The 24902-nt window shown below is 60.9% G+C and carries 22 protein-coding genes; 12 read left to right on the forward strand and 10 right to left on the reverse strand.

Annotation, left to right across the window (positions count from 1 at the left end; genetic code table 11):
* The first annotated feature begins 41 nt into the window (after window positions 1-41).
* Complete coding sequence (gene phhA, locus ACX3VQ_RS05965) at window positions 42-983, forward strand: phenylalanine 4-monooxygenase (RefSeq protein WP_462579997.1); 942 nt, start codon at window positions 42-44, stop codon at window positions 981-983.
* A 4-nt stretch (window positions 984-987) separates the two neighbouring features.
* Here phhA and ACX3VQ_RS05970 read toward each other — a convergent pair whose 3' ends face one another.
* From ACX3VQ_RS05970 to ACX3VQ_RS05985, 4 genes are all read right to left on the reverse strand, one after another.
* The gene (locus tag ACX3VQ_RS05970; protein WP_462571010.1) at window positions 988-1242 is read right to left on the reverse strand and encodes a GlsB/YeaQ/YmgE family stress response membrane protein; all 255 of its coding nucleotides are present in this window, start codon (window positions 1240-1242) and stop codon (window positions 988-990) included.
* Window positions 1243-1326: 84 nt separating this feature from the next.
* Window positions 1327-2121, reverse strand: coding sequence for an undecaprenyl-diphosphate phosphatase (locus ACX3VQ_RS05975; RefSeq protein ID WP_462571009.1), 795 nt, complete (start codon window positions 2119-2121; stop codon window positions 1327-1329).
* An 80-nt stretch (window positions 2122-2201) separates the two neighbouring features.
* Complete coding sequence (locus tag ACX3VQ_RS05980) at window positions 2202-4343, reverse strand: M13 family metallopeptidase (protein ID WP_462579998.1); 2142 nt, start codon at window positions 4341-4343, stop codon at window positions 2202-2204.
* A 142-nt stretch (window positions 4344-4485) separates the two neighbouring features.
* Window positions 4486-6216: an ABC transporter transmembrane domain-containing protein gene (locus ACX3VQ_RS05985; protein ID WP_462580701.1), complete on the reverse strand. Its 1731-nt coding sequence runs from the start codon at window positions 6214-6216 to the stop codon at window positions 4486-4488.
* A 301-nt stretch (window positions 6217-6517) separates the two neighbouring features.
* On the opposite strand from ACX3VQ_RS05985, the gene ACX3VQ_RS05990 reads away from it, so the two are divergent.
* The 3 genes from ACX3VQ_RS05990 (at window position 6518) to ACX3VQ_RS06000 (ending at window position 8909) form a co-directional block, all read left to right on the forward strand.
* The gene (locus ACX3VQ_RS05990; protein ID WP_462579999.1) at window positions 6518-7756 is read left to right on the forward strand and encodes a polyhydroxyalkanoate depolymerase; all 1239 of its coding nucleotides are present in this window, start codon (window positions 6518-6520) and stop codon (window positions 7754-7756) included.
* Between the two features lie 194 nt (window positions 7757-7950).
* Complete coding sequence (locus ACX3VQ_RS05995; RefSeq protein ID WP_462580000.1) at window positions 7951-8619, forward strand: hypothetical protein; 669 nt, start codon at window positions 7951-7953, stop codon at window positions 8617-8619.
* A gap of 5 nt (window positions 8620-8624) precedes the next feature.
* Window positions 8625-8909 carry a hypothetical protein gene (locus ACX3VQ_RS06000; protein ID WP_462580001.1) on the forward strand — a complete coding sequence of 95 codons (285 nt, stop codon included), beginning with the start codon at window positions 8625-8627 and terminating at the stop codon, window positions 8907-8909.
* Window positions 8910-8997: 88 nt separating this feature from the next.
* On the opposite strand, the gene ACX3VQ_RS06005 is transcribed toward ACX3VQ_RS06000, so the two are convergent.
* From ACX3VQ_RS06005 to ACX3VQ_RS06015, 3 genes are all read right to left on the reverse strand, one after another.
* On the reverse strand, window positions 8998-9309 hold the full coding sequence (locus ACX3VQ_RS06005; RefSeq protein ID WP_462580702.1) for a GIY-YIG nuclease family protein: 312 nt from the start codon (window positions 9307-9309) through the stop codon (window positions 8998-9000).
* Between the two features lie 197 nt (window positions 9310-9506).
* Window positions 9507-10691, reverse strand: a complete 1185-nt coding sequence (locus ACX3VQ_RS06010) for an acetyl-CoA C-acyltransferase (protein ID WP_462580002.1) — start codon at window positions 10689-10691, stop codon at window positions 9507-9509.
* 94 nt (window positions 10692-10785) lie between these two features.
* Entirely contained in the window at window positions 10786-11235 is a 450-nt protein-coding gene (locus ACX3VQ_RS06015; RefSeq protein ID WP_462571003.1) for a MaoC family dehydratase, read from the reverse strand.
* A gap of 352 nt (window positions 11236-11587) precedes the next feature.
* On the opposite strand from ACX3VQ_RS06015, the gene ACX3VQ_RS06020 reads away from it, so the two are divergent.
* Window positions 11588-12139, forward strand: coding sequence for a hypothetical protein (locus tag ACX3VQ_RS06020; RefSeq protein WP_462580003.1), 552 nt, complete (start codon window positions 11588-11590; stop codon window positions 12137-12139).
* Between the two features lie 100 nt (window positions 12140-12239).
* Here the strand turns inward: ACX3VQ_RS06020 and ACX3VQ_RS06025 are convergent, their stop codons facing one another.
* Window positions 12240-12518, reverse strand: a complete 279-nt coding sequence (locus tag ACX3VQ_RS06025) for a hypothetical protein (RefSeq protein WP_462580739.1) — start codon at window positions 12516-12518, stop codon at window positions 12240-12242.
* On the opposite strand from ACX3VQ_RS06025, the gene gltB reads away from it, so the two are divergent.
* The 4 genes from gltB (at window position 12399) to ACX3VQ_RS06045 (ending at window position 20595) form a co-directional block, all read left to right on the forward strand.
* Window positions 12399-17015: a glutamate synthase large subunit gene (gene gltB / locus ACX3VQ_RS06030; protein ID WP_462580004.1), complete on the forward strand. Its 4617-nt coding sequence runs from the start codon at window positions 12399-12401 to the stop codon at window positions 17013-17015. The genes ACX3VQ_RS06025 and gltB overlap by 120 nt on opposite strands.
* A 20-nt stretch (window positions 17016-17035) precedes the next feature.
* Complete coding sequence (locus tag ACX3VQ_RS06035; RefSeq protein WP_462580005.1) at window positions 17036-18472, forward strand: glutamate synthase subunit beta; 1437 nt, start codon at window positions 17036-17038, stop codon at window positions 18470-18472.
* A gap of 338 nt (window positions 18473-18810) precedes the next feature.
* On the forward strand, window positions 18811-20067 hold the full coding sequence (locus ACX3VQ_RS06040; RefSeq protein ID WP_462580006.1) for a carbohydrate porin: 1257 nt from the start codon (window positions 18811-18813) through the stop codon (window positions 20065-20067).
* Between the two features lie 6 nt (window positions 20068-20073).
* Window positions 20074-20595 carry an AAA family ATPase gene (locus tag ACX3VQ_RS06045; RefSeq protein WP_462580007.1) on the forward strand — a complete coding sequence of 174 codons (522 nt, stop codon included), beginning with the start codon at window positions 20074-20076 and terminating at the stop codon, window positions 20593-20595.
* 63 nt (window positions 20596-20658) lie between these two features.
* Here ACX3VQ_RS06045 and ACX3VQ_RS06050 read toward each other — a convergent pair whose 3' ends face one another.
* The gene (locus ACX3VQ_RS06050; protein ID WP_462580008.1) at window positions 20659-22167 is read right to left on the reverse strand and encodes a serine hydrolase domain-containing protein; all 1509 of its coding nucleotides are present in this window, start codon (window positions 22165-22167) and stop codon (window positions 20659-20661) included.
* Between the two features lie 91 nt (window positions 22168-22258).
* Window positions 22259-22936, reverse strand: coding sequence for a uracil-DNA glycosylase (gene ung, locus ACX3VQ_RS06055; protein WP_462572536.1), 678 nt, complete (start codon window positions 22934-22936; stop codon window positions 22259-22261).
* Window positions 22937-23015: 79 nt separating this feature from the next.
* On the opposite strand from ung, the gene ACX3VQ_RS06060 reads away from it, so the two are divergent.
* From ACX3VQ_RS06060 to ACX3VQ_RS06070, 3 genes are read left to right on the forward strand one after another with little or no spacing between them, the layout of a single operon-like run.
* Window positions 23016-23633: a ribonuclease D gene (locus ACX3VQ_RS06060; protein ID WP_462580009.1), complete on the forward strand. Its 618-nt coding sequence runs from the start codon at window positions 23016-23018 to the stop codon at window positions 23631-23633.
* A gap of 25 nt (window positions 23634-23658) precedes the next feature.
* Complete coding sequence (gene lptC, locus ACX3VQ_RS06065; protein WP_462570994.1) at window positions 23659-24324, forward strand: LPS export ABC transporter periplasmic protein LptC; 666 nt, start codon at window positions 23659-23661, stop codon at window positions 24322-24324.
* The gene (locus ACX3VQ_RS06070; RefSeq protein WP_462580010.1) at window positions 24324-24896 is read left to right on the forward strand and encodes an LptA/OstA family protein; all 573 of its coding nucleotides are present in this window, start codon (window positions 24324-24326) and stop codon (window positions 24894-24896) included. The genes lptC and ACX3VQ_RS06070 overlap by 1 nt, the downstream gene beginning before the upstream one ends.
* The last annotated feature ends 6 nt before the right edge of the window (window positions 24897-24902 follow it).

The following is a 24902-nucleotide window of genomic DNA, read 5'->3' on the forward strand; positions in this document are numbered from 1 at the left end:
TGCACCACGCGCGGTGACGTGATATAGTTGCATTTGAAACTATGGCTACGATCGCAAAACCACAGCAGGACTTTTCGATCCTGCCCGATTTGCCGGCGGATGTCTTTACCGCTCCGCTGAAAAAGCCCGCGCATGTCGGCGACGACTGGCTCGAGCCCGAACAGACCAATTACACTGCCGAAGACCACGCGATCTGGGACGATCTGTTCGCCCGCCAGATGCAAGTGCTGCCCGGCCGCGCCGCAAGCGCCTTCATGGCCGGGCTTGAAAAGCTCGATCTGGGGCGCGGCGGAGTGCCCGAATTTGGCCAGCTATCGGAAGAACTCGGGGCGCTGACCGGGTGGAGCGTGGTGCCGGTGCCAATGCTGATTCCCGATCACGTGTTCTTCTGGCACCTCGCCAATCGCCGCTTCCCCGCCGGCAATTTCATCCGCACGCGCGAGACATTCGACTATATCCAGGAACCCGATGTGTTCCACGATGTGTTCGGCCATGCCCCGATGCTGACCGATCCGGTGTTCGCCGATTACATGCAGGAATATGGCCGCGCCGGGTGGAAGGCGATGCGCTACAACCACTTGAAGGCACTGGGTGCGCTCTACTGGTACACGGTGGAATTCGGCCTGATCGAGGAGGCGCCGGGAGATATCCGGGCCTATGGCGCGGGCATATTGTCAGGCCCCACCGAAGCGGTGTTTTCAGTCGAGGCGCAGAGCCCCAACCGGATCATGCTCAATGTCGACCGGGTGATGCGCACCGATTACGTGATCAGCGATCTGCAGCCGACCTATTTCGTGATCGAGAGCTTCGAGGACCTCTATCGCCAGACGGTGGAGCGCGATTTCGACCGGCTTTATCGCAGCCTTGGCGCCAGCTTCACCTATGCCAATACGGCGGTGATCGATGTCGACAATGTGATCCATCAGGGAACGCAGGAATATCTCCTGCGCGGCGGGCGCGGCAGCGGCGCCAAGCCGGTCTAGCGGCTCAGGAAGTGCCTCTTCGCTGCACAAACTTGTAAATCGCAGGCACCAGCATTGCGGCGGCAATGCCAGCGATCAGCGCCGTCCAGTTCAGCCCACCCAGCAGCACGCCCTTGTTGGCAACCAAACCGCCGATCAAGGCGCCGCCCACGCCCAGCGCGATGTCGCGGCGAATGCCCGGAACATCCTCGACCCGGGTCAGGATCGAGGCCAACCAGCCGATCAGCACACCGATCAGGATCAGGATGATTATCGACATTCGTACATATACTCGGGCCAGTTCACTTTCCTGCGCTCTATGCCCTTGAACAGCACACAAGACGAATGGTTCCAAACCGGCGGTTCAAAAGAAGTATAACAGCCCCGCCCCCAGCAGCACCCGGTAGACCACAAAAACCATCATTGAGGCCTTCTTGAGAAAGTTCATCAGGAAGGCCATGGTCGCGAAAGCGGCAATGAATGTGAAGGCGCCGGTCAGCAAGGCGTCCCACTGCATCTGCGCGCTTGCTTCAGCCAGGTCGAGCACGGCCAGCAGGCCTGCACCCGCCACTGCGGGGATAGCGAGGAGGAACGAGAAGCGTGCAGCTTCAACCCGCCCATATCCCAGGAAGCGCGCCATGGTCATGGTCGATCCCGAACGGCTGGTGCCGGGGATCAGCGCCAGCGCCTGCGCCATGCCAACCAGCACCGCATCGCGCAGTGTTAAATCCTCATAACGCTTTTCCTGCCTGCCGAACCGGTCTGCCAGACCCAGCAGCACGCCATAGACGATCAGGTTGATCGCCACGAGATCGGTGCTGCGAAAGCTTTCGAGATAGCCGTTGAGCTTGAAGAACAGCCCCAGCGCGACTGCGGGGATCGTGCCGATTACCACCCACCAGAACAGCCGCTTCTGAAGCGGATCGCTGCCAATTCCGACTGCCGAAAAGCCGCCCCGCGCCAGCCCCAGCACATCGCGCCAGAAATATATGATGATCGCCAGCAGTGACCCGACATGCACCGCGACATCGATCATCGGGCCCTGATCGGGCAACTCGGTGAAATAGGGGATCAGGATCAGGTGGCCTGACGAGGAGATCGGCAGGAATTCGGTGATCCCTTGGACGATGGCGATGATTAGCTGCTGGAACAAGGTCATGGAATTCGCCTCTTGAGCGAAGGGCAGGACAAGTCAAGCGACCTGCCCTGCCCCAACAAATAATACTGACCTGTTGCTGTTTACCAGATCCGCACGCGTTCCTCCGGCGGCAGGTAAAGCGCATCGTCCTCTGTGACGTTGAATGCTTCATACCACGGATCGAAATTGCGCACCGCGCCATTGGCACGATACTCTTCAGGGCTGTGCGAATCGGTCCGCAACCGCTGGCGATAGGCGTCCTCGCGCTGAGCCGAACGCCATACCTGCGCCCAGGCAAGGAAGAAGCGCTGATCGCCTGTAAACCCGTCGATCACCGGCACGTCCTGCCCCTCGGTTGCAAGCTTGTAGGCACGGTAGGCCATGCTAAGTCCGCCGACATCGCCAATGTTCTCGCCCAGCGTTAGCCGGCCGTTGACACAGGTTTTGCCCTCATCGAGCGGGCAGAAAGCGTTATACTGGGCGACCAGCGCATCGCCGCGCGCATCGAAGGCCTTGCGATCTTCGTCTGTCCACCAGTTCCTGAGCTGGCCTGCGGCATCGCTTTTGGAGCCCTGATCGTCAAAACCGTGCCCCATTTCGTGGCCGATCACCCCGCCGATCGCGCCGTAGTTGACAGCGATATCGGCGCCGATGCCGAAGAAGGGCTGCTGCAGGATCGCCGCCGGGAATACGATCTCGTTCTTGGTCGGATTGTAGTAGGCGTTGACCGTCTGCGGCAGCATGAACCACTCGGTGCGGTCAATCGGCTGGCCCAGCTTGGCGGAATTATCGGCTGATTGCCAGGCTTGCGCCGCCACTTCATTGGCAAGCGGATCATGGGGGGTGATCGCCAGCCCTTCATAGGTTTCAAGATTGTCGCGGTAGCCGATCTTGGGATCGAAGCTTGCCAGTTTGGCGCGGGCCTGCTGCTTGGTTTCCTCGCCCATCCACTCGATCTCGTCGATGGATTGCGCCATGGCGCGGCGAAGGTTGGCGACCAGCTGCGTCATCGCGGCCTTGTTTTCAGGCGGGAAATAGCGCGCGACATAGCTTTTGCCGATCAGCTCGCCCAGCGCGCCTTCGGTGGCATCAACTGCGCGCTTCCAGCGCGGGCGTTGCTCTGGCACGCCCTGCAAGGTGCGGCTGAAGAAGTCGAACCGCGCATCGTCGAAACGGCTCGGCAAGACATCCGCATGGCTCGACAGGAATGACTTGATCGTCCATGCCTGCAACGTCGCTAGCGGCGTTTCATTGATCAGCTCCAGCATACCGGGCAGGCCCTTGCCGATCTTGGCCAGAACTTCGGGGGTAAGCCCCAGTTCCTTGGCCCGTTCATCGCTGGGCGGAATCGCGCTAACCACGAAGATCGGCGACTTCGTCCAGCCAAGTTCCTCGATCATCGCGGCGAAGGGCAGGTCGCCTGCCATCTTGCTCAGCTCATCGGCGGTGAGCGCATTGTAGGTCAGATCGCGGTTGCGCTGAACGTCACGCGCCCATGACACTTCGCGCGCAATCCGGTCCTCAAAGGCATATACCGCCAACGCGGCGGCGGCGGGATCGGCATAACCCGCTTCGCCGAACAGGAAGGTGAGATATTCGCGGTATTTGGCCTGGATTTCCCGGCCTTTGTCGGTTTCATCGAGATAGTAATCACGGTCAGGAAGGCCAAGCCCGCCGCTGCCCAGATAGGTGACATAGCGGTCCGGCTGCTTGGCATCGACGCTTACGAAGCCGCCGATCGGGCCCGGATACCCCGGTGTCGCCCACAGCATTGCAAGGTCGGCCAGCGAGTTCGCGGTCACGATCTTGTCGAGATAGGGCTGCGCCGCAGACATGCCCGCTGCATCGATCGCCGCGACATCGAGATAGGCGTTGTACGCATCGACAATGCGCTTCTCGTCACTGCTGAGCATTGCCACATCCTTGGCCACCAGATCGTCGATCAGCGCCTTGACATCACTGGTCGATTTCTCGCGCAACAGGTTGAACGCGCCAAAGCGGCTGAATTCGGGCGGCAGCGGATTGGCATCGAGCCACTGCTTGTTGACATAGGCGAAGAAGTCATCGCCCGGATCGATGCTGTCATCGAGCATTTCCGGATCGACCCCCCAGGAGCCGAAGTCCATCGCCGGTGCGGCGGCGGGTTGTTGTGCACCCTTATCGCCTTGGTCATCGGCGAATGCAGGTGTAGCGAGCGCCAGCGCGATCGCGCTGCCACCTGCGGCAAGCAGTGTCTTGATCATGTTAATGCGTCCCTATTGCAGTTTGCGACCAGCGCTTGCGCGCGCTCCATGCGGGTGGGAATAAACTATCTGGCCACCCGGCAGGCGGCATTAGTCGGCTGAAGTTGCAGTTCGTCGAATAGTTACAGCGCAAACCAGCGGATCAGGCGGCCTCGCCCGCTGTAAACTGCAGCTTGGCCAGCCGCGCATATAGCCCGCCCGCCCCGGCAAGCTGATCATGCGTGCCCTGCTCCACAATCCGGCCGTTATCGAGCACCACAATCCGATTAGCCGCCCTGACCGTTGCCAGCCGGTGCGCGATCACCAGCGTGGTGCGATCCTTCATCAGCCCGTCAAGCGCCTGCTGGACCAATTGTTCGCTTTCCGCATCAAGCGCGCTGGTCGCTTCGTCCAGCAGCAGGATCGGCGCGTCGCGCAGCAGCGCGCGGGCGATGGCAACACGCTGCTGCTGCCCGCCCGATAGCCGGGTGCCGCCTTCTCCCAGATAGGTATCGAGCCCATCGGGAAGGTCGCGCAGGAAGCTTTCCGCATTGGCAGCGCGCGCCGCTTGCCAGATTTCTTCCTCGCTCGCATCCCAGCGGCCATAGCGCAGATTGTCGCGTGCATTGGCGCTGAACAGCACGCCGTCTTGCGGCACAAAGGCAATCCGCGCACGGATATCGGCAGGATCAACCTTTGTCAGCGGCATGCCGTCGAGCCTGATCGTGCCCGCCTGCGGGTCATAGAAGCGCTCGACCAGCTGGAAAATGGTCGATTTGCCCGCGCCCGAAGGCCCCACGATCGCCACTGTCTCGCCAGGCTCCACCTCGAGCGTGAAATCCTTGAGCGCGGCGGCTTCGGGGCGCGTGGGATAACGGAAGGTGACATTGCGGAATGACAGGCTGCCGCGCGGCGGCTCAGGCAGTTTTTCGGCCCGCAATGGCGGCGCAATCGAAGGCCGGGCGTTGAGGAGTTCGCTCAAGCGGCTGGCCGCCCCAGCGCCGCGCAGCAGATCGCCATAAACCTCGGTGAGAGAGCCGAACGAGCCTGCCACCAGCCCGCCAGTGATCACGAAGGCCGCGATCGTCCCGCCCGAGATCGCGCCTTCGGAAACGGCGATCGCGCCGCGCCACATCACCATGGTAATCCCGCCGAAAATCAGCACGATCACAATCGCTGTCATCGCCGCGCGCAGCAGGATGCGCTGTTTCGCAGTGGCAAAGGTGCGCTCCACCGCATCGCTGAAACGCTGACCCTCTCGACCTTCCTGCCCGAAGGCCTGGACGATCTTCATCGCCGAGAGCACTTCAGTCACCATCGCGCCAACATCCGCCACCCGGTCCTGGCTCGAACGCGACACCGTGCGGATGCGGCGGCCGAAAAACACGATTGGCGCGATCACCAGCGGTATCCCTATCAGCAGGCCGATTGTGAGCGTGGGCGCGAGATAGAGCAGCAGCAGCGTGCCGCCAATCGCGGTCAAGGTGTTGCGCAGCGCGATCGAAACTGTGGTGCCAACCACCTGCTCGATAACCGCCGTGTCGCTGGTCATGCGGCTCGAAATCTCTTTCGGGCTGTTTTCCTCATAGAATGCCGGCGCCAGCCGCAGCAGGTTGCGCTGCACGCTGGTGCGAATATCGGCCACCACGCGCTCACCGATCCAGCTGACGAAATAGAACCGCAACGCAGTGCCGATCCCCAGCACCAGCACGATCATCAGCAGATACTGGAAGGCATGGGCGATCTGGTCAGGTCCGGTGGTGCCTCCGAAAGCCTCGTCAATGATCACCTTGAAGCGCCATGGAATTGCCAGCGTCGCCCCGGCGGTTGTCAGCAGCGCAAGAAAGGCCAGCGCGATTTGCGCCGGATATTGGGCTGCGGCCGCAAACACCATCTTGAGCGGCCCCAGGCTCTTCACCCTGGGCAACGCATCCTTGTCCAGATCTTCGGCCTCGCGGCTGCGAAACAAGCCCCAACGGCGCCTTTGCACCTGTTCTGTATCTTCATGCCCGTCCATTGGTGGCCACAGGTAGACTTACAACGCGCAAATTTCACGCGCTAAATCCGCGCGGCGTCGGTCATTAGCAATGCATGCCGATAATTGTGCATTGCACAAGGGCGATCACAGGTCCAAGATGTGGCATTCAGGCGCCTGGGCAAAGGCGCCGCTTGAAAAATAACAACAGGGGAACGCCTTGCTTTACCACGCCTATGAGTTGCAGCGCGCCTGGCTTTCCAGCGCCAGCGCCATGGCCTCGATCGGGGCAGAACTGCTTACTAATCCGGTCAATCCGGTGGGTTATACCGGCCTGGGCCCGATGGCGGCGAGCGCGCTGGACGTATTTGCCCACGCCACCGCAAGCTATGACAAGCCGGCCTTTGGCATCAAGAGCGTCGCGGTCGGTAGCAAGATACACCAGGTCGAAGAAGCAATTGTCGTCAACAAGCCGTTCGGCGATCTCATGCGCTTCCGCCGCGATGGCCTGCCCGAAGATGCGCCGCGCCTTTTGATCGTAGCTCCGATGAGCGGCCATTACGCCACGCTGCTGCGCGGCACGGTCGAGCGTATGATCGAAAATTGCGAGGTTTACATCACCGATTGGGCCGATGCGAAAACGGTGCCGCTGCACGAAGGCAGCTTCGATCTCGACGACTACATCGATTATCTGATTGAGTTCCTGCAGTATATCGGCGTCGATTCTCAGGGCAAACGGCCGCATATGATGGCGGTGTGCCAGCCATCCGTGCCGGCCTTTGCCACTGCCGCCTTGATGAACCTGCACCGGGATCCGGCCACACCCGCCACGCTGACCATGATGGGCGGGCCGATCGACACGCGCTGCTCGCCCACAACGGTCAACAATCTGGCTATGGAGCGACCGATAGAATGGTTCCGGCAGACGGTGATCGCGACAGTTCCAATGAACCATAGTGGCGGCGGCCGCCGGGTCTATCCCGGCTTCCTGCAGCTTGCCGGGTTTATGAGCATGAATCTGGGCAGCCATCTGATGAGCCATTACGAGATGTTCAAACACCTCACGGCAGGGGACGATGACAGTGCCCAGGCGACCAAGGATTTCTACGACGAGTATCGCAGCGTGTGCGACATGACCGCAGAATTCTATCTCCAGACGGTTGAGGAGGTGTTCCAGAAACATTCGATCCCCAATGGCGAGTTCCGCCACAAGGGCGAGATCGTGGATCTGGGCAAGATCGCCGACACCGCCTTGCTGGCGATCGAAGGCGAGCGTGACGATATTTCGGGGCTCGGCCAGACCAGGGCCGCGCTGGACCTCGCGACTGGCCTCTCAACGAAGAAGAAACGCTACTACATGGCCGAAGGTGCCGGACATTACGGCATCTTCAACGGCAGCAGGTGGCGGACGAAAGTTGCACCGGTGGTCGAGGAATTTATCGCGGCGCATGCGGGCTAGATCCGACGAAGCTGGACTGGCAGGTTTGGCAAGCCTTGTACCCAAACCCGCCTTCCAGCTAGCGACCCAATTGCGGACCCCGAGTAGCACTTCAAAAACGGCCAACTCCGTGGTTTTAGTGAGGATTCATAAAGGGTTGATGATTAGCGTTCAGCCGGTAGAATGAATTAGTCAGAACCGTTGGGGGGCGATCTATGGCAGTACTCTTCACGTTGATATTTCTTGCTGCAATTGTCGGCACCTTAAAGCCCTATGTCAAAGGCAGCAAAAGATGGCATTTCGGCCTCGCCGCCTTCATCTCTTTCATTGCGATTGGTGTCACCGCTCCAGCAACCTCCGACGAGGACCCAGCCAAAGTTGCAAATGCGGAGTTGGGCAATAAGAGCGACTTACAGCCCGACGAAAGCTCAGAGCAAATTGAAGCGCCCCGATCGCCACAAAGTCGCTGGGTCTACCAAGAAGATGTTGACCAAATGAGGGGCGATACAAGTTATTATGCTCAGTTGAGTGGGACGAACACCATCGATCTCGATTTTCCTTATGGCGAACAGCAAGGGAGAATTTTAATACGTCAGTCCCCTAAGTTCGGATTTGATATTCTGGTGGGCGTAGAAAGCGGGCAAATAATGTGCAGTAGCTATCGCGACTCATATCTAAATGTGAAATTTGATGACGGACCAATCAGGAAGTATCGTTGCACCGATGCAAGTGATGGTTCAAGCGAGATGGTGTTCGTTAGAGATGCACGAGGGTTTCTTGCTAATCTAAAGAACTCAAAGAAGTTGATTGTGGAAGCGGAGTTTTATCAAAACGGACTTCAGCAGATGACGTTTGATACGGCTGGATTGGAATGGGAGTATTGAGCGCAATGGCACAAGTTCAAAGAGAAGTCAGTGACCGCACCATTTTCGGCAAAATCTGCAAGTGGCTTTTCATTATGTTCAACGTTTTGATGATTATTTGGCTCGTATCTGCCATTGGAGCGGTTGGAGAAATGGATGCGCCGCGGAACTCGGCAGAAGAGGCCGGAACGGCCATCGGTGCGACCATAGGCTTCGGCATGCTTTTGTTTGTTTGGGCCGTCGGTGATTTAATCCTCGGCATGTTTGTCCTCTTCACAAGGAGGAAGAAGATCATAACGACCGACGACTAACATTTTCTGGGCTCTATGGTCAGTCTGCCTCAGCGACTGTCCGCTTCCAACCCACAACTCGTCATTCCCGCGAACGCGGGAATCCATTTCAATGCAGCGGCTCGAACCCGAAATCCTCGGCTAGATCGCGCCATTTCGGATTGCCCGCATCGATCAATTCGGTCTTCCACGCGCGACGCCACTTCTTAATCCGCTTTTCGCGCAGGATCGCCTGTTCCATAGTCGAATGCTGTTCAAACCAAACGAGCCTGTGCACTCCATATCGGTTCGAGAATCCCTGGAAGGTTCCATCACGATGTTGCGCGATGCGCTGGAGCAGGTCCGATGTGACGCCGAGATACAGCGTGCCATTGTAGTCAGAGGCAAGCAAATAGACGGTCGGCTGGAAGTCCCGGTGCATCAGTGGCTTGCTAGTGGATACCCGCTTTCGCGGGAATGACGAATATTCGGATGTCCGCGCCCCACCCACTTCCTGCCTAATGAGCTTCTGGATCGCTTCCCGAAAGCGGAAGTCTAGGTCGCTGCCATCCGCCCAACAAAGAACGGCGCGAGATTGCTCCCGCGCCGTCTTGAACTGCATCGCCCTTAGGCGCTCATTCAAAGCACTTCGAACAGGCCCGCTGCGCCCTGGCCGCCGCCGATGCACATGGTGACAACCACATACTTCGCCCCGCGCCGCTTGCCTTCGATCAGTGCGTGGCCGGTGCAGCGCGCACCGGTCATGCCGAAGGGGTGCCCGATCGAGATCGAGCCGCCGTTGACGTTGAGCAGCTCGTCAGGAATGCCGAGCTTGTCGCGGCAGTAAAGCACCTGCACGGCAAAGGCTTCGTTCAGTTCCCACAGCCCGATATCGTCCAGCTTGAGCCCGTTTCGTTCGAGCAGCTTGGGGATGGCAAAGACCGGGCCGATGCCCATTTCATCGGGCTCGGTGCCCGCAACCGCCATCCCGACATAGCGGCCCAGCGGCTGGAGCCCGCGCTTTTCAGCCGTCTTGGCTTCCATCACCACACAGGCCGAGGAACCGTCCGAAAGCTGGCTGGCATTGCCTGCGGTGATGCAATGACCTTCGCCCATCACGGGCTTGAGGCTGGCGAGCCCTTCCAGCGTGGTGTCGGGCCGGTTGCAGTCGTCACGATCTGCCGTGACTTCCTGATAGGAGACTTCCTTGGTTTCCTTGTCGACGACGGCCATGGTGGCAGCGCAGGGGACGATCTCGTCATCGAACTTGCCTGCGGCCTGCGCGGCGGCGGTGCGCTGCTGCGACCGGAGCGAGTATTCGTCCTGGTATTCACGGCTGATGTTGTAGCGCTTGGCCACGACTTCCGCCGTGCCGATCATCGGCATGTAGATATGCGGATGCATTTCCAGCAGTTCCCGATCGGGTTCCACGAACAGCTTGCCGCTGCCCGAAACCTTGGAAATGCTTTCGACCCCGCCGGCAACGCAGATATCCATATTGTCGACCAGCACCTGCTTGGCGGCAGTAGCGATGGTCATCAGGCCCGAGGAGCACTGGCGATCGATCGTCATCGCCGGAACCGTTACCGGCAGGCCGGCACGCAGAGCGGCAAGGCGCGCAACATTGGTACCGGTCGAGCCCTGCTGCACCGCGCAGCCCATCAGCACGTCATCCACTTCGCCGCCTTCGAGGCCCGCCCGCTCAACCGCAGCCTTGATCGACCATGCGCCCAGCGTGGCGCCGGTGGTATTGTTGAATGCGCCGCGCCCGGCCTTGGTTAGCGGGGTACGGGCGGTTGAAACGATAACTGCGTCGCGTGACATTGGGAATTCCTAGCTCGTCATCCCAGCGAAAGCTGGGATCATTTTCGGTTTGGCGCTCGGTAGAGAGCGATCCCAGCTTTCGCTGGGATGACGGTCAGATAAAGAACTGCGTGATCCACTCGCAGATCAGCGCAGGTTTTTCCTCGCCTTCGATCTCGATCGTGATTTCGGCGGTCTGCTGCCACTGGCCGGGGCGCTTCTCGACCATTTCGGCCAGCTTCCAGTGCCCACGAATGCGCTTGCCTGCACGTACCGGCGAGATGAAGCGGGTTTTGTTGCCGCCATAGTTCACGCCCATCTTGACGCCGTCGACCTTGGGAATGTCGCTGTTGGCGGAAAGATAGGGGATCATCGACAATGTCAGGAAGCCATGCGCGATCGTGCCGCCGAACGGTGTCAGCTTGGCCTTTTCCGGATCAACATGGATAAACTGGTGGTCCCCGGTCGCATCGGCAAACATGTTGATGCGGTCCTGGCTCATTTCCACCCATTGACTGGTTCCGATTACTTCGCCGGTCCTGGCGGCCAAATCCTGCGGGCTCATGCGGCTCTCTCCTCAAAAAGCGGATCTCGAAATTGCGCAAATCCGGGCGACTCCGGCCACCCGACACCCGGGCTTCATGGCGCATCCCGAGCCGGATGGCAACGCGGTTTCCGTAAACGTCAACCTGCCGCTACGGCATGGCGGGGCAGAAACAAGGCGAGCTTGTGCACGCGCGCAGCGTCAGCGCCCGGCCCTGCATCGATTCGTGACCCTGCCCCCCAAGCCTGGTCGTTATCGAGTGCTTTACCCTGCCTTGCTATCATGCCGCCGAAGCAGGGAGCGCGCACCAGCCATGGTCCAAAACAGTTTCTACCGTAGCAAAGCCGCACCGCTGAGCCGACATCCAGCATTCGTGCCCTTGGTAACCCTGTGGTTTGCCGCGCTGCTGGGCGGATCGGTGGCAGTCATGCCGGCCGGACGGGCAACCGGACTTACGCAAGGTTTCGGGCTCATATTGCCGCCCTCTGTATTTAACAGCGAGGTCATGATCGCTGTGGCAGCTATGTTGATCGGCGGCTTGGTGGGTTTTGCGGCGGCACGCATTGCCGCATCGCTCCAGTCGTTCAAACCGGCAGAGACGGCAACGCTTAGCGAAGCGCCAACGGTGCGCGCCAGATCGCTCGTTGAAGCTGACACTGAACCGCCCCGGCCACCCGATGCTGAGGCAGCACCGCCTGAACCCCAAGTCTCGCCCTTTCCAGAGCCACCCACGCGCCACGGCAAGGCCGTCCGCCTGCTACGTTCCCAGGACACCGCCGATCTCGCCATGCCGCAATTGATCGAGCGGTTTGCAGTCGCGCTTGATGACCATCGCCGCCGTGGTGAAGGGGCCGCGCATACGTATACCGGCCTGCGCCCGTCAGCCGATCTGGCCACTCGCTTGCGCAAGCTCAATCCGGCCTGACAGTCTCCGGCCCCGGCCAGGCCGGGACCAAAGCACGCAAACTGCGATAGCAGGGCCTTGGGCGGCTCAAACATTGCTATTCTCTTCGCGGTTGCAAAAATCATTTCATGTCGCCATGAGGGCCCTCAGCAATGGAAATGCTGCGCGCTGCGGCAGCAAGAATTGCGCTTAATTGCCGGTCGACACCTTCGGGACGGTCGCAACTTCCGGCATCTGACAGAATGGACTTTGCAAAATGGGATACCCGGCGCCCCAGGGCTTGTATGATCCGCGCAACGAACATGACGCCTGCGGCGTCGGTTTTGTCGCGCATATCAAGGGCAAACAGTCGCACGACATCGTTACCCAGGCGCTCGAAATCCTCAAAAACATCGACCATCGCGGCGCAGTGGGCGCTGACCCCTTGCTGGGCGATGGAGCAGGCATCCTGCTGCAAATTCCCGATCCGCTGATTCGCAAATGGGCGAAGAGCGAAGGCAAGGAACTGCCCGCGCCCGGCGATTATGGCATTGCCATGTGCTTCATGCCGCAGGACGAATCGGCGCGCGCCTTCGTGACCGAACAGTTCGAGAAATTCACCGCCAAGGAGGGCCAGCGCCTGATCGGCTGGCGCGATGTGCCAACCTCGCTCGACGGGCTGGGCAAGGCGGTGGTCGATTCGATGCCGGTGATCCAGCAGGCCATCATCGCGCGGGGCGAGAATTGCGCCGATCAGGATGCCTTCGAGCGCAAGCTGATCGTGATTCGCAAGCAGACGCTCAACCCGCTTGCCGCGCAGGCCGAAAAGCACGGCCTGCCCGGACTGACGCAGGCCTATATCGCAAGCTTTTCAAGCCGCACGATCGTTTACAAGGGGCTGCTGCTGGCGAACCAGGTCGGCAGCTTTTACGACGATCTGCGCGATCCCGATTGCGTGAGCGCGCTGGGCCTGGTGCACCAGCGCTTCAGCACCAACACCTTCCCCAGCTGGCGGCTCGCCCACCCCTATCGCTTCATGGCGCACAATGGCGAGATCAACACCGTGCGCGGAAACGTCAACTGGATGAACGCACGCCGCCGGACGATGGAATCGCCGCTGCTGGGCGCCGATCTCGACAAGATGTGGCCGCTGATCCCGCATGGGCAGTCTGACACGGCATGTCTCGACAATGCGCTCGAGCTGCTGCTCGCGGGCGGATACAGCCTCGCGCATGCGATGATGATGCTGATGCCCGAAGCATGGGCCAGGAACGATCTGATGGATCCTGCGCGCCGGGCATTCTACGAATATCACGCCGCCTTGATGGAGCCGTGGGATGGCCCGGCCGCGGTGGCCTTTACCGATGGCCGCCAGATCGGCGCGACGCTCGACCGCAACGGCCTGCGCCCCGCACGCTTCTGCGTCACCAGGGACGATATCGTGTGTCTGGCATCGGAAAGCGGCGTGCTGCCGTTCGCCGAAGAGGACATCGTGCGCAAATGGCGCCTCCAGCCGGGCAAGATGCTGCTGATCGACTTCAACCAAGGGCGCATCATCGAGGATGGCGAGCTGAAGGCGGAGCTCGCGGCTGCCCAGCCCTATGCCAAATGGCTGGAAAAGGCGCAGTACACGCTTGGCGATATCGACCATATCGAGCCCGAACTGAGCCAGGTGGCTCAGCATGAGACCACGCTGCTCCAGCGCCAGCAGGCTTTTGGCTATACGCAGGAAGACATCAGCCGCTTCCTCGAACCGATGGCCGTGAGCGGTGACGATCCGATCGGCTCCATGGGCACCGATACGCCGATCGCGGTGCTCTCCAACCGCAGCCGCCTGCTCTATGATTATTTCAAGCAGAACTTTGCCCAGGTCACCAACCCGCCGATCGACCCGATCCGCGAGGAACTGGTCATGAGCCTGCTGTCGATGATCGGTCCGCGCCCCAATTTGCTGGGCATGGAGGCCGGCACGCACAAGCGGCTCGAGATCAGCCAGCCGATCCTTACCAATGAAGACCTGGCAAAGATCCGCTCGGTCGAAGTGGCGCTGGATGGCGCGTTCCGCACCGAGACGATCGACATGACCTGGCGCGCCAGCAAGGGTGCCAAGGGCCTCAGGATGGCGCTCAAGGAAATGTGCTGGGCCGCCACCGAAGCAGTGCTGCAGGACAAGAACATCCTGGTGCTGTCAGACCGGGCGCAGGGGGCGGACCGGATTCCCATGCCCGCGCTGCTCGCCACTGCTGCAGTGCATCATCATCTTGTGCGCCAGGGCCTGCGCATGCAGACCGGCCTGGTCGTCGAAACCGGCGAAGCGCGCGAAGTGCACCATTATTGCGTGCTGGCCGGCTACGGCGCCGAGGCGATCAATCCCTATGTCGCATTCGAGACACTCGAAGACGTGCGCGCCCGCAAGCATCCTGAAATGACTGCTGCCGAAGTGCAGAAGAACTACATCAAGGCGGTTGGCAAGGGCATACTCAAGGTCATGTCCAAGATGGGCATATCCACCTATCAGTCCTATTGCGGGGCGCAGATCTTCGATGCCGTTGGCCTGTCCAGCGAGTTCATAGAGAGTTATTTCACCGGCACCGCGACAATGATCGAAGGCGTCGGCTTGATCGAAGTGGCCGAGGAAACCGTGCGCCGCCACGCGCAGGCCTATGGCGACAATCCTTTGTACAGGAACATGCTCGACGCGGGCGGGATCTACCAATACCGCCTGCGCGGCGAGGACCACGCCTGGACGCCCCAGAATGTGGCTTTCCTCCAGCACGCCGTGCGCGGCAACAAGCCCAAGGATTACGAGGAATTCGCCAGGTCGATCAACGAGCAGTCAGAACGGCTGCTGACGATCCGCGGGCTGATGGAGTTCAGGAAGGCCGAACAGCCGATCCCGCTGGACGAAGTTGAACCGGCATCCGAAATCGTCAAGCGGTTCAGCACCGGCGCGATGAGCTTCGGCTCGATCAGCCACGAAGCGCATTCGACGCTGGCGATCGCGATGAACCGCATCGGGGGCCGGTCGAATACCGGCGAAGGCGGCGAAGAGCCTGAACGCTTTATCCCGATGGAAAATGGCGATTCGATGCGCAGCCGGATCAAGCAGGTTGCGAGTGGCCGGTTTGGCGTGACCACCGAATATCTCGTCAATTCGGACGATATCCAGATCAAGATGGCGCAAGGCGCGAAGCCTGGTGAAGGCGGCCAGCTGCCCGGCCACAAGGTTGACAAGCGGATCGGCGCAGTGCGCCATTCGACCCCCGGCGTGGGCCTGATTTCGCCGCCACCGCACCATGACATCTATTCGATCGAGGATCTGGCTCAGCTAATCCATGACCTCAAGAACGTGAATCCGCCGGCGCGAATCTCGGTCAAGCTGGTGTCAGAAGTGGGTGTGGGCACGGTGGCTGCGGGCGTGTCCAAGGCGCGCGCCGACCATGTCACGATTTCCGGCTATGAAGGCGGGACTGGCGCATCGCCGCTGACCAGCCTGACCCATGCTGGAAGCCCGTGGGAAATCGGCCTCGCCGAAACCCAGCAGACTCTGCTCCTCAACGATCTGCGCAGCCGCATCGCGGTGCAGGTCGACGGCGGTCTTCGCACCGGGCGCGATGTCGCCATCGGCGCGCTGCTTGGCGCGGACGAATTCGGCTTTGCCACGGCTCCGCTGATTGCCGCCGGTTGCATCATGATGCGCAAGTGCCATCTCAACACCTGCCCGGTCGGCGTTGCCACGCAGGACCCGGTGCTGCGCGCGCGCTTCACCGGCCAGCCCGAGCACGTCATCAACTATTTCTTCTTCGTCGCGGAAGAACTGCGCCAGATCATGGCCGAGATGGGCTTCCGCACCGTGGAAGAGATGATCGGGCGGGTCGACCGGGTCGACATGCGCCGGGCCCACCGCCACTGGAAGGCCGCCGGGGTCGATCTGTCGCGCTTGCTGACGCAGGTCGACATCGCCGAAGGCGCGCCGCTGCATCACACCGAAAGCCAGGATCACGGGCTCGCCGCAGCATTGGACAACGAGCTGATTGCTGCCTGCAAGGATGCGATTGTGGAGGCCAAACCGGTCCAACTGAGCCGTGAAATCCGCAATGTGAACCGCACCGTTGGCACCATGCTGTCAGGCGAAATCGCCAGGGCCTATGGCCATGAAGGCCTACCTGCCGACACGATCCGCATCAACTTCACCGGCGTGGCCGGGCAGAGCTTCGGCGCATGGTTGGCGCATGGCCTGACGCTGGACCTCACCGGCGATGCCAACGACTATGTCGGCAAGGGCCTTTCAGGCGGGCGCATCATCGTCAAGCAACCCGAAAGCGTGTCGCGCGATCCGGGCGAAAACATCATCGTCGGCAATACCGTGCTCTACGGCGCGATCGCGGGCGAGGCCTATTTCGAAGGTGTTGCGGGCGAGCGTTTCGCGGTCCGCAATTCGGGCGCCATTGCGGTGGTCGAAGGCGCGGGCGACCATTGCTGCGAATACATGACCGGCGGTGTGGTGGTGGTGCTGGGCCAGACCGGGCGCAACTTTGCCGCCGGCATGAGCGGCGGCCTGGCCTATGTTTACGATCCCGATGGCACATTCGCTCAGCTGGTCAATCCGGCCCAGGTCGATCTTGTGCCGATAACCGGCGTGCGCGACGAAAATGACGGGGCCGGGCGGCCAACGCAGCGGCCGCGCTCGGTCAATGACTTCGGCATGGGCGACATGCTGCGCCATGACAGCGAGCGGCTGAAGATCCTGATCGAACGCCACAAGCTCCACACCGGCAGCGCCAAGGCAGCACAACTGCTCGACAATTGGGACAGCGAAGTGGGCAAGTTCATCAAGGTCATGCCGCGCGACTACAAGCGCGCGCTGGAACAACTCGAGGCCGAGCGCGAAGAAGCCGCTTCGGTCGCGGCGGAATAGAAGAGACGGGACGCCAGAACATGGGCAAGGAAACAGGCTTTCTCGAACTCGACCGGCGTGAGCGGGATTATCTCGATCCGAAAGAGCGGCTGGGCAACTACCGCGAATTCGTGGTCCAGCCGGACGATGCGACGCTGCGGGCGCAGGCGAGCCGCTGCATGAATTGCGGCATCCCCTATTGCCACAACGGCTGCCCGGTGAACAACATCATCCCGGACTGGAACCATCTGGTCTATGAAGGCGACTGGAAGAACGCGCTCGACGTGCTCCATTCGACCAACAATTTTCCCGAGTTCACCGGCCGTATCTGCCCTGCCCCTTGCGAGGCGAGCTGCACGCTCAATATCACCGACCAGCCGGTCACGATCAAGTCGATCGAATGCGCGATCGTCGATCGCGGTTGGGAAGAGGGCTGGATTACGCCGCAAGTGCCCAAGCACAAGACCGGCAAATCGGTGGCGGTGGTCGGTTCAGGCCCTGCCGGCCTCGCCTGCGCCCAACAATTGGCGCGCGCCGGCCACACCGTTACCCTGTTCGAAAAGAATGACCGGATCGGCGGACTGCTGCGCTATGGCATTCCGGACTTCAAGATGGAAAAGCATCTGATCAACCGCCGTGCGGTGCAGATGGAGGCCGAAGGGGTCGAGTTCAAAACCAGCAAGGAAGTGGGCGTAGATATCTCGTTCAAGAGCTTGCAGGAGAACTTCGATGCGGTGGTTCTGTCAGGCGGCGCAGAAGACGCACGCACATTGACAATCCCTGGCGCGGAAATGCCTGGCGTGCGGCTGGCAATGGAATTCCTGACCCAGCAGAACAAGCGCAACGCGGGCGATGACGAAGTGCGCGCGGCACCGCGCGGTTCGCTGCTCGCCACCGGCAAACGCGTGGTGGTGATCGGCGGCGGCGATACGGGCAGCGACTGCGTGGGCACGTCGAACCGGCAAGGCGCCAAGAGCGTGGTCCAGCTCGAGATCATGCCGAAGCCGCCGGAGCATGAGGACAAGGCGCTGACCTGGCCCGATTGGCCCATGAAGCTACGGACCTCCTCGAGCCATGAGGAAGGGGTCGAGCGCGACTGGGCCGTGCTGGCCAAGCGGGTGATAGGCGACGGTGAAACCGTGACCGGGCTGGAATGCATACGCGTCGAATGGAAAGACGGCCAAATGCAGGAGATCGAAGGCAGTGCTTTCGTGATCCAGGCTGACCTGATCCTGCTTGCGATGGGTTTTGTCGGGCCGAAGAAGGCAGGATTGCTCGACCAGGCTGGTGTCAAGCTCGATGCGCGCGGCAATGTCGCCGCCGATACCGATAATTACGCGACCAGCATCGAGAATGTGTTTGCCTGCGGTGATATGCGGCGCGGGCAGAGCCTGGTGGTATGGGCGATCCGCGAAGGGCGGCAGGCGGCGCGTGCGGTTGACGAAGCATTGATGGGCGCAACCGAACTGCCGCGCTGATTTACTGGGCATATGCACCGTCACACGCGCAGTATCATTAAAATGTCGCTGCTATACAATTTATGCGCGATCTACTGTCGCTTTGTCACACGGAATCAAAGGAAACGCTGGATTTTAGTGGCATAAGTATTGACCATGCGTAGGAAAGGTGCTCCATCTAAGCAGCTGATCAGCAGGTATTAGTTAGAAGTAATTCGCTATGACTGGCTGACTTGGGGAGGTGGATGCAGGTCGCACATTCCATAACATCACGGCTCATAAAATTACGGCGCAGTTGGCCGCATTTCATATGTGCCGGCGCAGCCTGCAGCGCGCTGGCAGGCGGTGCACCGATTGCAGTGGCGGCGACACTGGTCAATTCCGATACTTCCGATCCTTCGGCTCTGATGGTCGAAACCGATGCAGCAGCACAAGGCGATGCTGCTGAAACTGCAGCGGCGGACGCTTTGCCCGCCAAAGTGCCTGCAACCGCCGCCCCGCCCTCATCCAATGCTGCGCCCGTCAAACCGGTGGAAACGCGGCTGGTGATCTCGCAGTTCGCCGACATGCCGGTCTCTGGCGATGCCGCCGAAACGCTACGCTATAGCGGCCGCGCTGATGCCTATATCGACATCAAAGGAAGTGCTTTCGGGATTGATGACAGCATCACGCTGACGGTACGCCCGGAGTATACCTGGGGCAAGGACTCCAACGGCTTGATCGGGCTGATCCCCAGTAACACCGCATTGTTTCGCGGCGAAGACACGGGCGATTTCGATGTTTCAGTGAGCGTCTCGAAACACTGGGCTTCGGGCACGCAACTGACCGTCGGGAAGGTCAATGTGCTTGATCTGGGCGGAAAGCTGCCGGTGGTAGGCAGCGACGGGCATTACGGTTTCCAGAACCTGAGCATCGCCCTGCCGCCATCAGCGATTATTCCCAACACGATCACCGGCGCGTTGCTGGAGGTGCCGACCGAGAAGGTGCTCTACCGGCTATGGGTGTTCGATCCGGATTCGCAATATCAGCGCAGCGGGTTCGAAACCGCCTTCAGAAGCGGCGTAGGATTCCTCGGCTCGGTGACATTCCCGGTCAAGATCGGGGGCAAGCCGGGCTTCTATGCGCTCAAGCTTTCCGGCTCGACCCGCAATGACATAAACGCCGATTCGCTGCCAGCTGTCCTGATCCCTCCACCGGGATCGGATTTCGGCCAGCGGCGCGGCGAGTTTGCGGCGGTACTGGCAGGCTACCAGTATCTGTCTGTCTATCCCGAAGCACCGGGCAAGGGCTGGGGCATCTTCGGGCAGGTCTATATCTCTAACGGCGACCCGACCTTTCTTGACAAGAGCGGCTTCATCGGAATCTCGGGCAATCCGCGCTTCCGCCCGCAAGACCGCTTTGGCGTGTCCTGGTTTCGCTATTCGCTGACCAACCGGCTGATCCGGGCGCTCGACCAGCGCCTGGCGCTGCAGGATGAAGAGGGTGTCGAATATTTCTACACGCTCGGCCTGTCGGATGGCTTGCAGGTTACCGCCAATGTGCAGGTCATTGACAGTGCCGTAAGCGCGCGCGACCCCGGCGTCCTTGCTGGCCTGCGTGTCACTGCAAGTTTCTGATATACCATGAAAAGTGGCTTTTTCACTATCTCCGGCTGTTCCGGGGGCGGCAAGTCGAGCCTGTTGTCCGCACTCGCGGCGAGAGGTTACGACATCGTCGCCGAGCCCGGCCTGCGCCTGATCCGGTCGGGTGGCCCCAAGCCATGGGAGGATATGCTCGGCTTCCTCCAACGCACCGCAGCGCTGGCGCGACAGGATTTGGAACAGGCAGCCAGCCTGCGCGGGGCGGTGTTCTTCGACCGCGGGCTGATCGATGCCCTTTCTGGCCTGGTCAAATTGGGCGACCTGCCCGCAGAGCGAGAACTGCCCAAAGCGATCCGCCGCTATCGCGCGGTATTCTTTGCCCCTCCGTGGCGCGAGATATTCGAACAAAACGAATTTCGCCGCCACGATTTCAAGAGCGCGGAGCTTGAAAGCAAACATTTGTTGGCGACCTTGCGAGCGCATGGTTGCGAGCCGATCCTGTTGCCCAAATTCCGGCTAGACCTGCGCTGCGAATATCTGCTTGCCCGCATACAAAACTTGTGACGGCGCGATATGATAGAGCGCAGGCCCAGGGCCAGGCGCGCTTCTTCCTCTGTCATGGCTGAATCATCTGGCGGAGCTCCTGCGCGGGGTGAACTGCCCGAAACGTTCCATCCGGGTGACTTTGCCTGATGCATCGCGATGGAAAGTCACGATATCGCGTTCTTCGCCGCTGCTGGTAACGACACGGAACCGGTCATCTCCCAGCGGCTTGAAGCGATCCATCGTGTCGAATGGGCCACGCGAGCCGGCCTCAATGCCCACCAGCCCGCCTGCCCACGGCAGCATGGCGAAATCCGCACCCCACGGCTGGCCGTTATAGATGCCTACATAGTCGCGCAGATCAACCGCTCCGCTTGCCGGTGGTTCAAACGCCGACGTGGCCAACCTCACCACTACCAAGGCGCCAACTGCACGTGCAAGGACGGTCGAATCGTCCATCGCATTGATGGCCACGGCAACTGCCATTTGCGCTGACGGATCAATCAGCAGCGAGCTGCGATAGCCGGGGCACGAACCGCTATGGCCAACCATTTCGCGCCCATCCATCTGATAGTTGGCAAAGCCGAGCCCCCAGCTGGTCCGGCGATCCGGAGTGATGTAATGCACCCGGTGCATCTCGAGCAGGGTGGAGGCACGCAGCAACTCGGGCTGGCCGCTTTGGAGCAGGCGGAACTGCCATCGAGCGAACTTGGCGAGATCCTCTACGGTCGAGCTATACCCCGCTGCCGGATTGATTCCCTTGGCATCAAACAGCTTCACGCGCGGGCGAGTGCCATCGGGTTCGAGCGAGCCCCAGCCAACCGCCAGCTGCTTGCCATAAAGCCCTGTCGGAACGAACGGTCGGGTGTTGTTCATTTCCAGCGGCGCAAGGATATTGGTGCTGACATATTCGCCATATGGCGTGCCTGTGACCTTTTCCACCGTTTCGCCCACCAGCGTAAGCCCAAGGTTCGAATACTGGAACGTCGTGGACGCAGGATAGAGCAGATGCTGTCCTGCCACCCCGGCATGAATTTCATCCTGGCTAGGGAACAGGAAATCCGGCCCGGTCCAATAGGGTTTGACCGCCTCGCGCGGAAGGCCTGCAGAATGGGTGAGCAGCCCGCGCATGGTCACTGGCATACTATCACGCTGATCGGGTGCGAATTGCGCCCAGGGCAGATAGGTGCGAACCGGCTCATCCAGCCGGACCGTTCCTTTCTCCCATTGCTGCATGAAGGCAACCGCAGTGAACAGCTTCGAAATCGAACAGATCGAATAGATCGTGTCGGCAGTGGCAGGCTGCCTCATCGCGCGATCGGTATAGCCGTAGCCTTTCGACCAAACCGTCTGTTGGCCATTGACCAGCGCTACCGACAGCGCCGGGATGCGCGAATACTGGCGGGCCTGATCGAGCCAGTAATCCACCGCCACCACTGCTTCGCGCAGCGCGGTGGCGCGCTGTTCCTGATCGCCTGGCTTGCCTTCAAGTTCCGATTGCATTGCCTGGCGGTCGCTCGAAGCACCAAGCGGGGCGGGAATAATCGCACTTGTGGCTGCCAGCATGATGGCGACCGCGGCGAGAGGTTTCATCGACATCCTCCTGTTTTCATATGCGAATGTGGCAGCAGATCGCGCGCGCGCCAAGTGTCTCGTGGCCAGACGGAAGAAACCAGCCGCATTCCTACCACTCGATGATGCCGCGCCCGTGCCGCTCGAGAAAAGCATTGGCCTGGCTGAAAGGGCGCGAACCGAAAAAGCCGCGATGCGCGGAAAGCGGGCTTGGATGCGGGCTGGCAATCAGCAGGTGATTATCGCCCTCACCCAATCCCTTGACCCGGCTCGCCTTCTTCTGCGCGTGGCTTCCCCACAGGATAAACACTGTAGGCAGGCCCTGTTCGACCACTGCCGCAATGCAGGCATCGGTGATCGCATCCCAGCCGCGCCCGGCATGGCTGCCCGCTTGCCCGGCTTCGACCGTGAGCGTGTTGTTCAGGAGCAGCACGCCCTGTTTCGCCCAGCGCTCAAGATTGCCGCCCGGCTGTGGGCGTATGCCCAGATCGCTCTCGATTTCCTTGTAGATGTTGACCAGCGAAGGCGGCAGCCGCACGCCGTCACGCACCGAAAAGGCGAGCCCGTGCGCCTGGCCTGGCCCGTGATAGGGATCCTGCCCCAATATCACTACGCGCACCTGTTCAAGCGGGGTCATTGCGAGCGCGGCAAGCCGCTCGCCGCGCGGTGGGTAAACTATCTTGCCGCGATCTTCCTCAGACCGAAGCCACCCGCCCAGCCGCCGCGCCTCGGGCGTTGCCAGTGCCGGCTCCAGCGCGGTCCGCCAGCTCGCAGAGATCGCCTCGTTCATACGTCAGCGATACCTTGCCGTCATGGCGGTGGCCAGACACCCTTCCCTCAAATCCCCAATGCGCCTAAAGCCGCTGGATATGGCTGTATATTTTCATGAAGAAGACCTGCCTGCAGGTGTGCTGGGCGAAGGTCCGATCGCGGTCGATACCGAAACCATGGGGCTGATAACGCACCGTGACCGGCTGTGTGTGGTGCAACTGAGCGATGGCAGCGGCGACGAGCATCTGGTGCGCTTCGGGCCTGGCAGCGCCTATGACGCGCCGAATCTCAAGGCGGTGCTGGGCGATCCGAACCGGCTGAAGCTGTTCCATTTTGGCCGCTTCGATCTTGCCGCGATCGAACATTACCTGGGCGTGATGGCCGCGCCGGTATTCTGCACCAAGATCGCCAGCAAGCTGGTGCGCACCTATACCGATCGGCACGGGCTCAAGATGCTGGTCGAGGAACTGCTCGGCGAAAACCTCTCGAAAGTGCAACAGTCGAGCGACTGGGGCGGCCCTGATCTGAGCGACGCACAGCGCGATTATGCCGCCTCTGACGTGCGCTTCCTGCACCGCCTGCGTGACGAGCTGGTCAAGCGGCTCGAGCGTGAGGGGCGGATGGAAATTGCCCAGGCCTGTTTCGACTTCCTGCCCACCCGTGCGCGGCTCGATCTGGCCGGCTGGCCAGACAGCGATATATTCAGCCACGAGTGATGCGCGGAGGCGTATAGTCCCAGACATGTCGATCCACCCGCGAATCGAAACCAGCGAAGCGAAGGAGCTGCGCAGCCAGCGCCAGCACTTTGCCGCGCCGGGCGGCTCGCATGATCGGCTGGTGCGCTTTCTGGCTCGTTTCCTGCCGATGGCAGTGGGCGTGATCGCGGCTCTGATGGTTATCACCCCGCTTGGCCCGGGAAGCGAAGTGAGTTTCCTGCTTGATCGCAACAAGGTGGCCATGATCGACGAGCGGCTTTCCGTCAGTAATGCGATGTACCGCGGCGAAGACGATTCCGGGCGCCCCTTTTCGCTGACTGCGGGGGATGCCGTGCAACGCTCAAACTCCGAAGGTATCGTGCGCATGCGCGACCTTGAGGCGCAGATCCTGCTGCGCGACGGGCCAGCGCGGATCAGCGCTGAGGCCGGCGCCTATGACATTGACCGCGAAGTCATGACAATCGATGGCGCTTTACGCCTGTCGGCCGCAGACGGCTATTCGATGGTCACGCGGGGTGTATCGGTTGACCTGGCCTCGCGCCAGATAACCGGCGAGGGGGGCGTCGAAGGCGAAGTCCCCGCCGGCACATTTTCAGCTGATCGAATGACCGTCGATATCGACAAGCGCGTATTTTCCCTGAAGGGCAATGCCCGGCTAAGAATGCGGCCGGGCGAATTGAGGAAGCCGTGATGAACCGTTCACTTATCCCCACTGCTGCACGTTCAGCCATCGCCGGCTTTGCCCTTACGCTGGTGGCGTTTGGCGGGATGCAGCTCAACGCACAGGCTTTCTCGCGCCATGATTCAAATGCGCCGGTGCAATTCGATGCCGGCGACATCAGTGTCGAGGACCGCCAGAACCGCGTCGTGCTTATCGGCGGTGTTAACGTGACCCAGGCCGGGCTGCGCGTGCGTTCGCAGCGCATGCTGGTTGATTACAGCGACCAGGGCGATCTTTCGATTTCGCGCATCACCGCTACTGGCGGGGTCAATGTGACGCGCGGCAATGAAACCGCACGCGGCGATGTGGCCGTCTATGACCTTGAGCGGCGGCTGATCACCATGGCTGGCAATGTCGAGTTGCGCCGCAATGGCGATACGCTTTCAGGTGGCCGGCTGACGATCGACCTCACCTCCGGCCGCGCCAGCGTTGACGGCAAAGGTGCCTCGTCGGGCGAGAATTCGAGCGGGCGCGTAACCGGCACTTTCACTGTCTCGCAGAAAGCTGGCGGCGGCGCTGCGGACAGCGATCAGGATCAATAGAGCAGC

It is taken from the genome of Altererythrobacter chaiwopuensis (genome assembly GCF_054957735.1).

Excerpts from the sequence above, each read along its gene's own strand:
- ACX3VQ_RS05985 (WP_462580701.1), bottom strand. The coding sequence starts at position 6,216 with ATGGTGTTTGCGGCCGCAGCCCAATATCCGGCGCAAATCGCGCTGGCC.
- ACX3VQ_RS05970 (WP_462571010.1), bottom strand. The coding sequence starts at position 1,242 with ATGTCGATAATCATCCTGATCCTGATCGGTGTGCTGATCGGCTGGTTG.
- ACX3VQ_RS05995 (WP_462580000.1), top strand. The coding sequence starts at position 7,951 with ATGGCAGTACTCTTCACGTTGATATTTCTTGCTGCAATTGTCGGCACC.
- phhA (WP_462579997.1), top strand. The coding sequence starts at position 42 with ATGGCTACGATCGCAAAACCACAGCAGGACTTTTCGATCCTGCCCGAT.
- ACX3VQ_RS06070 (WP_462580010.1), top strand. The coding sequence starts at position 24,324 with ATGAACCGTTCACTTATCCCCACTGCTGCACGTTCAGCCATCGCCGGC.
- ACX3VQ_RS06035 (WP_462580005.1), top strand. The coding sequence starts at position 17,036 with ATGGGCAAGGAAACAGGCTTTCTCGAACTCGACCGGCGTGAGCGGGAT.
- ACX3VQ_RS05975 (WP_462571009.1), bottom strand. The coding sequence starts at position 2,121 with ATGACCTTGTTCCAGCAGCTAATCATCGCCATCGTCCAAGGGATCACC.
- ACX3VQ_RS05980 (WP_462579998.1), bottom strand. The coding sequence starts at position 4,343 with ATGATCAAGACACTGCTTGCCGCAGGTGGCAGCGCGATCGCGCTGGCG.
- ACX3VQ_RS06005 (WP_462580702.1), bottom strand. The coding sequence starts at position 9,309 with ATGCACCGGGACTTCCAGCCGACCGTCTATTTGCTTGCCTCTGACTAC.
- ACX3VQ_RS06060 (WP_462580009.1), top strand. The coding sequence starts at position 23,016 with ATGGCTGTATATTTTCATGAAGAAGACCTGCCTGCAGGTGTGCTGGGC.
- ACX3VQ_RS06045 (WP_462580007.1), top strand. The coding sequence starts at position 20,074 with ATGAAAAGTGGCTTTTTCACTATCTCCGGCTGTTCCGGGGGCGGCAAG.
- ACX3VQ_RS06010 (WP_462580002.1), bottom strand. The coding sequence starts at position 10,691 with ATGTCACGCGACGCAGTTATCGTTTCAACCGCCCGTACCCCGCTAACC.
- ACX3VQ_RS06050 (WP_462580008.1), bottom strand. The coding sequence starts at position 22,167 with ATGAAACCTCTCGCCGCGGTCGCCATCATGCTGGCAGCCACAAGTGCG.
- ung (WP_462572536.1), bottom strand. The coding sequence starts at position 22,936 with ATGAACGAGGCGATCTCTGCGAGCTGGCGGACCGCGCTGGAGCCGGCA.
- lptC (WP_462570994.1), top strand. The coding sequence starts at position 23,659 with ATGTCGATCCACCCGCGAATCGAAACCAGCGAAGCGAAGGAGCTGCGC.
- ACX3VQ_RS06025 (WP_462580739.1), bottom strand. The coding sequence starts at position 12,518 with ATGGTCGATGTTTTTGAGGATTTCGAGCGCCTGGGTAACGATGTCGTG.
- ACX3VQ_RS06000 (WP_462580001.1), top strand. The coding sequence starts at position 8,625 with ATGGCACAAGTTCAAAGAGAAGTCAGTGACCGCACCATTTTCGGCAAA.
- ACX3VQ_RS06015 (WP_462571003.1), bottom strand. The coding sequence starts at position 11,235 with ATGAGCCCGCAGGATTTGGCCGCCAGGACCGGCGAAGTAATCGGAACC.